Source organism: Methylibium sp., assembly GCF_031393925.1.
GTDB lineage: Bacteria > Pseudomonadota > Gammaproteobacteria > Burkholderiales > Burkholderiaceae_C > Methylibium.
In genome coordinates, this window is sequence record NZ_JANMWL010000011.1 from 1 (window position 1) to 6,714 (window position 6,714).

At 67.6% G+C, this 6,714-nt stretch carries 6 protein-coding genes; all 6 read left to right on the top strand.

All coding sequences use genetic code 11. The features are described from left to right. Positions 1-585 (top strand): DNA polymerase (locus tag RMO12_RS00840; protein WP_309637850.1); only part of this gene is annotated, 585 nt, incomplete at its 5' end. 119 nt (positions 586-704) lie between these two features. Then, positions 705-1,643 carry a UDP-2,3-diacylglucosamine diphosphatase gene (locus tag RMO12_RS00845; RefSeq protein ID WP_309637851.1) on the top strand — a complete coding sequence of 313 codons (939 nt, stop codon included), beginning with the start codon at positions 705-707 and terminating at the stop codon, positions 1,641-1,643. Beyond that, positions 1,640-2,701 carry a glycosyltransferase family 1 protein gene (locus RMO12_RS00850; RefSeq protein WP_309637852.1) on the top strand — a complete coding sequence of 354 codons (1,062 nt, stop codon included), beginning with the start codon at positions 1,640-1,642 and terminating at the stop codon, positions 2,699-2,701. The genes RMO12_RS00845 and RMO12_RS00850 overlap by 4 nt, the downstream gene beginning before the upstream one ends. Before the next feature lie 176 nt (positions 2,702-2,877). After that, the gene (locus RMO12_RS00855; RefSeq protein WP_309637853.1) at positions 2,878-3,969 is read left to right on the top strand and encodes a porin; all 1,092 of its coding nucleotides are present in this window, start codon (positions 2,878-2,880) and stop codon (positions 3,967-3,969) included. A 139-nt stretch (positions 3,970-4,108) separates the two neighbouring features. Further along, a complete protein-coding gene (gene ppk1, locus RMO12_RS00860) occupies positions 4,109-6,193 on the top strand; it encodes a polyphosphate kinase 1 (protein WP_309637854.1) in 2,085 nt (694 codons plus the stop codon). A 75-nt stretch (positions 6,194-6,268) separates the two neighbouring features. Then, a partial coding sequence (gene sixA / locus RMO12_RS00865; protein ID WP_309637855.1) for a phosphohistidine phosphatase SixA occupies positions 6,269-6,714 on the top strand: 446 nt, incomplete at its 3' end.

Genomic DNA, 6,714 nt, shown 5'->3' on the forward strand with positions numbered 1-6,714 from the left:
CGCGCCACCGCCGCCGAGGTGTTCGGCGTGGCGCTCGGCGAGGTGAGTTCGGAGCAGCGCCGCTATGCCAAGGTCATCAACTTCGGCCTCATCTATGGCATGGGCGCCTTTGGCCTGGCCAACAACCTGGGCATCGAGCAAAAGGCCGCCAAGGACTACATCGACCGCTATTTCGCGCGCTTTGCCGGCGTGAAGCGCTACATGGACGAGACGCGCGAGTCGGCGCGCGAGCTGGGCTATGTCGAGACCCTGTTCGGGCGGCGCATCTACCTGCCCGACATCAAGGGAGGCAACGGCCCGCGGCGCACCGGCGCGGAGCGCCAGGCCATCAATGCGCCGATGCAGGGAACGGCCGCCGATCTCATCAAGCTCGCGATGATCGCGGTGCAGCGCCGTCTCGAGGGCGAGGCGCGGGCCACCAAGATGATCATGCAGGTTCTCGACGAACTCGTGTTCGAGGTACCCGAAGCCGAGCTCGAATGGGCCTTGGCCGAAGTGCCGCGGCTGATGGCCGGCGTGGCAGCGCTGCAGGTGCCGCTGCTGGCCGAGGTGGGGGTGGGCCCGAATTGGGACGAGGCCCATTGAAGCACCGCCCGCGGTCTGCACCTTTCTGTTGAGGCGACCGTCGCGAACACGGCCCTTGTCACCGCGCCGACACCGACCTGACGCGCCGCCGTCACGGTAGATCGTCATGCTGAACGTCCATGCAATGGACAGCGGTTTCGTTTCGTGAATGGGCTACCCGGTCGGCCGACGGCGCTGCGGCCGACCGGCTCGCCGCGGCCTGGGTGGTGCCGCCGGCAGCCTTCGCCGAGCTTGCACCCGAACACCGCTTGCGCGTGCGCAGTGCGTGGATCTCGGATCTGCACCTCGGCACGCCGGGTTGCCAGGCGATCGCGCTGCTGGACTTCTTGAAGACGCTCGACTGCCAGCACCTCTATCTGGTGGGCGACATCATCGACGGCTGGCAGCTCCGGCGCAGCTGGTACTGGCCGCAGGCGCACAACGACGTGGTGCAAAAGCTCTTGCGCAAGGCGCGCAAGGGCACACGCGTGGTGTTCGTGCCGGGCAACCATGACGAGTTCGCGCGCAAGTACATCGGCCACGACTTCGGCGGCATCGAGGTCGCGCTCGACTGCGTACACACCACCGCCGATGGCCGCCGGCTGTGGGTGACGCACGGCGACCACTTCGACGGCGTGATCCAGTGCGCCAAGTGGCTGGCCCACGTGGGCGACTCGCTCTACGAGTTCACGCTGCGCCTGAACCGCCACCTGAACTCGCTGCGCGCGCGCGCGGGCCTGCCGTACTGGAGCCTGAGCAAGTACCTGAAGCTCAAGGTCAAGCGCGCGGTCAGTTTCATTGGCGACTTCGAGCAGGCTGTGGTGCGCGAGGCACGGATGCGCGGCGTTGACGGCGTGGTGTGCGGCCACATTCATCATGCCGAGCTGCGCGAGATCGACGGCATCGTCTATGCCAACGACGGCGACTGGGTCGAGAGCCTCACCGCACTGGTCGAGCACGCTGACGGACGCCTCGAAATCATCGACTGGGGCGCATGCGCGGCGGCGCGGCGCCGTTGCGTCGCGGTGCCTGCGGTCGCCGCCGAACCGGCCGCGCTGAATGTCGAGGTGGTGGTGTGAAGCTCGCCCTCGTCACCGACGCCTGGCTGCCGCAGGTCAACGGCGTCGTCACCACGCTGGTCGAACTGGTACAGGGGCTGCGCGCGCGCGGCCACGAGGTCGAGGTGATCGAGCCCTCGGGATTTCGCCGCTTCGCCTGCCCCGGCTACCGCGAGCTCGAGCTGGCCTGGCGACCCGGCGCCGAAGTGTCGCGCCGCCTCGATGCGCTGCAAGCCGACGCGGTACACATCGCCACCGAAGGCCCGCTCGGCGGCGCGGCGCGAAACCACTGCAAGAAGCGCGGGTGGGCCTTCACCACGGCCTTCCACACCCGATTTCCCGACATTCTTGCCAAGGCCCTGCATGTGCCGCCGGCCTGGGGCTATGCCTGGTTTCGGCGCTTTCACAGCGCCTCGAGCGGCGTCATGGTGCCCAGCGCGGGCATGCTGGGCATCCTCGAGCATTACCGCTTCGACAAGCTGCGAGCCTGGTCGCACGGCGTCGATCTCGGTTTGTTCGCCCCCGTGCCGGGTGCCGACCTCGGCCTGCCGCGGCCGGTCTTTCTGTACGTGGGGCGCGTGTCTTATGAAAAAAACCTTGAAGCCTTCCTGCGGCTCGATCTGCCCGGCAGCAAGCTGGTCTGCGGCGTCGGGCCGCTCGAGCCGCAATTGCGGCGCCGATACCCCGGCGTTCATTGGCGTGGCCTCGTGTCGCGCATCGAATTGCCACGCATCTACAGCGCCGCCGACGTGTTCGTGTTTCCGAGTCGCAGCGAGACCTTTGGCTTGGTGATGCTCGAGGCCATGGCCTGCGGTACGCCGGTGGCCGCCTACCCGGTGCCCGGACCGCTCGACGTGGTCGGCGATTCCGACGGCGGTGTGCTGAATGACGACCTGCGGTGCGCTGCGCTGCGAGCGCTCGACCTGCCGCGCCAGCGCGCCCGTGCGCGCGCCCTGCAGTTCGACTGGTCCGCCGTGTGCGCGCAATTCGCCGGACTGCTGGTCGAGGCGCGAAGCGGCGCCGGGCTGCCAGGGATACACGACCACCGGGCCGAGCGCTCGCCGCTCTGGCCAGCCTGAGGATCGGCGATTGCCGCTGGCTGAGCCGATTTGCGCCAAAAGGGAACGTCGGTTCGGCGCAACGGCGGGTGTCAATTGTGTGAGAGTCTTGGCACACTTGCGTTCGCTTGCTTGAATTGGCTTCGGTAGCTTCACCTCCGCAAGCGCCAGACATCACCCATCCCCAAGAGGACAACATGACAAAGAATCTATTTCACCCGCTCGCTCAGCGCACTTTGATCGCAGGGGCGGTGTTGGCCATGACGGCGGGCTTCGCACAAGCGCAATCGTCGGTCACCCTGTACGGCCGCATCGACGTCGGCGTGCAGTACAGCGACAAGACGGCTGGCTCCAACGACTCGTTGGTCGAAGTCGCCAACGCCGGCATTCGCCCGAGCATCTGGGGCCTGCGTGGCTCGGAAGATCTCGGTGGCGGCCTGGGCGCCTTCTTTAACCTCGAGGCGCACTTTGCGGGCGACACCGGCGCGGCCACAGGTCCGGCCGCTGGACGGTCGGGGTCGGGCGGTTTCCGCCGCCAAGCCAACGTCGGCGTGAAGGGACCGTGGGGTCAGGTCACCCTGGGCCGTCAGTACAGCCCGGCGATCCTGGCGAACATCGGCACCGAGCCGCGCGCCTTCAAGGAAAACCTGTCCGGCCTGTATCCCTACGCGCTGAACCAGAATCCGGGCTCTAACACGGTCAACGACATCGGCCTCTTCATCGGCAACTCGGTTTCGTACAGCAACACCTTCGGCCCCGTCTATCTGGGCGCGTTGGTTGCGGCTGGCGAAGGCACCGGCCGCACCTACACGCTCGGCGCCAGCTGGACCGGCCCGATCACGCTGTCAGCCTCCTACCAGGAGATCGAGCGCGCCCCCGACCAAGACGGCACCAAGCACGGCATGGTGGGCGCGGCAGTGCCGTTCGGCCCCGTCACGGTCAAGGCCAGCTACCAGAAGTCCGAAGAAAAGATTGCCAACGTCAAGATCTCCGATGTCAACTTCTTTGGCGTGGGTGTTGATTTCGCCTGGAATCCGACCAACACCTTGAACGCGACTTACTACTACGGCAAGGACAAGATCCGCCGGGCTGGCAATCTGGAAGACAAGACCAGCACGCTCGTCTTGAGCAACGACTACGCGATCTCCAAGCGCACCACGCTCTACGTCCAAGGCGCCTACGCGGACGCCAAAGGCGCACCGTCGCTGCGCACCGGCGTCATCGTCAACGGCGCTCACCCGGACGCCAAGACGTCGATGGTCGGCGTGGGCGTCAGCCACAACTTCTGATCGATTGCGGCACGCCCTCGCGGCGGCCGCGAACTTTCAGTCTTTAAAGGCCCGTGGCCGCTTCGGCGGTCACGGGCCTTTTTCATGGCCCGGCATTGCCTGTCACCAAGTTGCCGTCTGCCTTGCCTAGACTCGCAGGATGACCGCCGTCCTTCGCTCCCCCCCGCCGACCGCGACCCGCCCTACCGGCTTGGCGCTGCTCAACCGCGAGCAGGCGATCCTCGAATTCAATCGCCGCGTGCTCGCCCAGGCGCTGCGCGAAGACGTGCCGCTGCTCGAGCGGCTGCGCTACATCACCATCGTCTCCTCCAACCTCGATGAATTCTTCGAGGTGCGCTTTGCCGACTACCTGGAGGCCTCGCGCCTGCCGCGCTCGGGCATCACCATGCGCGAGATGGCCGATGTCGCGGCCGCGGCGCACGCGCTCATCGACGCCCAGTACGCCGCCTTCAATGACGTGGTCATGCCGGCGCTGAAGGCCAGCGGCATCCGCATCCTGAACCACGCCGAACGCGACGAACCGCAGCGCCGCTGGGTCGACGCCTTCTTTAAAAAGCAGGTGCGCCCGCTGCTCGTGCCGCTGGGGCTGGACCCGGCGCACCCCTTCCCACAGGTCGCCAACAAGTCGCTCAACTTCATCGTCAAGCTCGGTGGCCGCGACGCCTTCGGACGGGACAACTCGATTGCCATCGTGAAGGTGCCGCGCGTGCTACCGCGCGTGATCCGCCTGCCCGACAAGCTGGCGCTCGGCGGGCAGAGCTTCGTGCTGCTGTCGAGCGTGGTGCGCGCCCACCTCGCGGAGCTGTTCCCGGGGCGCAGCGTCGAGGCGTTCTCGCAGTTTCGCGTCACGCGCGACTCCGACCTCGACGTCGACGAGGAGGAGATGACCAACCTGCGTCAGGCGCTGCGCTCCTCGCTGTCGACGCGGCATTTCGGCCAGGCGATCCGGCTCGAGGTCGTCAAGAGCTGCCCCGAGGAGCTGAGCGAGTTCTTGCTGCAGCAGTTCGGCTTGCCGGATGCGGCGCTCTACCTGGTCAACGGGCCGGTCAACCTGGTGCGCCTGAACCAGCTCATCGACCAGGCCGATGCCGACGCACTGCGCTTCGCGCCCTACGAGCCGGCTTGGCCCAGGACCTTGCGGCCGGCCCTGGCGAGCGGCTCGCTGTTCGAGCGGCTCAAGCAGGGCGACGTGCTGTTGCATCACCCTTTTGAGAGCTTCGAGCCGGTGGTGCAATTGCTGCGCGAGGCGGTCGCCGACCCTGATGTGCTGGCCATCAAGCAGACCGTCTACCGCGCCGGCAGCGAGAGCGTGCTGATGGAGCTGCTGATCGAGGCGGCGCGGCGCGGCAAGGAGGTGATGGCGGTGGTCGAGCTCAAGGCTCGCTTCGACGAGGAGGCCAACATCAACTGGGCCGAGCGGCTGGAGGCGGTTGGTGCGCAGGTGGTCTACGGCATCGTCGGCTTGAAGACGCACGCCAAGCTGTTGCTGGTGACGCGCCGCGAGGGCAGTCGCCTGCGCCGCTACGCGCACCTCTCGACCGGCAACTACAACCCGACGACGGCGCGGCTTTACACCGACATCGGCTGCCTGACCGCCGATGCCGATCTCACCGCCGACGCCGACCTGGTGTTCCAGCAGCTCGCCAGCCTCACGCGCGGCAAGGCGCCCAAGCGGCTGCTGCTGGCGCCGACCAGCCTGCACCGCCAGTTGCTGGGCATGGTCGATCGCTGCGCCGACGCGGCGCGTCAAGGTCGGCCGGCACGCATCGTCCTTAAGTTCAATGCGCTGACCGACGAGCCCCTCATGGCTGCGTTGGTGGCCGCCGCGCAGGCTGGCGTGTCGATCGATCTGATCGTGCGCGGTGCCTGCATGCTGGCGCCGGGGGTCGCGGGCTTGACCGAGCGCATCCGCGTGCGCTCGGTGGTCGGTCGCTTCCTCGAGCACACGCGCATCCTGTATTTTCGTTTCGATGCGGGCGAGGACGACGAGGTGCTCTACCTGTCGAGCGCCGACTGGATGAGCCGCAACATGCTGCGCCGCATCGAGGTGGCCTGGCCGGTGCGTGACGCAAGACTGCGCCAGCGCGTGATCGACGAATGCCTGGTGCCCTACCTGCACGACCGCTGCGACGCCTGGCGCCAACTGCCCGACGGACGCTACGAGCGCATCGGCAATGACGGGCCGAGCGCGCAGCGGGCGCTGATGACGCGCTACACGAGCTGAAATGACTGCCTCCACGCACCCTCGATGCTGCCGACATGGCCTGGCAAGGGCTGAGGACGCGAGCCGCGATCACCCATGGATTTGATCTTGTGGCGCCACGCCGAAGCGCATGTGCTGCGCGAGGGGCAGACCGACCTGGAGCGCGCCCTCACGCCCAAGGGCGAGCGCCAGGCCCAGCGCATGGCCGAGTGGCTCAACCAGCGCATGGCCGAGTCGACGCGCGTGCTGGCAAGCCCGGCGCTGCGCGCGCAGCAGACCGCTCGCCCCCTTGCGCGCCACTTCAAGACGGTGGCGGCGCTGGCGCCCGACGGCAGCGTCGAAGGCATGCTCGCCGCGGCGCGCTGGCCCGAGTCGAGCGAACCGGTGCTGGTGATCGGCCATCAACCGATGCTCGGCCTCGCCGCCGCCCGCCTGCTGGCCGGCAGCGAGCAGTACTGGCCCATTCGCAAGGGCGCGCTCTGGTGGTTGCGCCACCGTGAGCGCGAGGGGGTGGTGCAGGTGCTGCTGCAGGCGGTGCAGGG

Bases quoted from the DNA above. Each gene is read 5' to 3' on its own strand.
- RMO12_RS00845 (WP_309637851.1), top strand. From the start codon at position 705: ATGCAATGGACAGCGGTTTCGTTTCGTGAATGGGCTACCCGGTCGGCC.
- RMO12_RS00855 (WP_309637853.1), top strand. From the start codon at position 2,878: ATGACAAAGAATCTATTTCACCCGCTCGCTCAGCGCACTTTGATCGCA.
- ppk1 (WP_309637854.1), top strand. From the start codon at position 4,109: ATGACCGCCGTCCTTCGCTCCCCCCCGCCGACCGCGACCCGCCCTACC.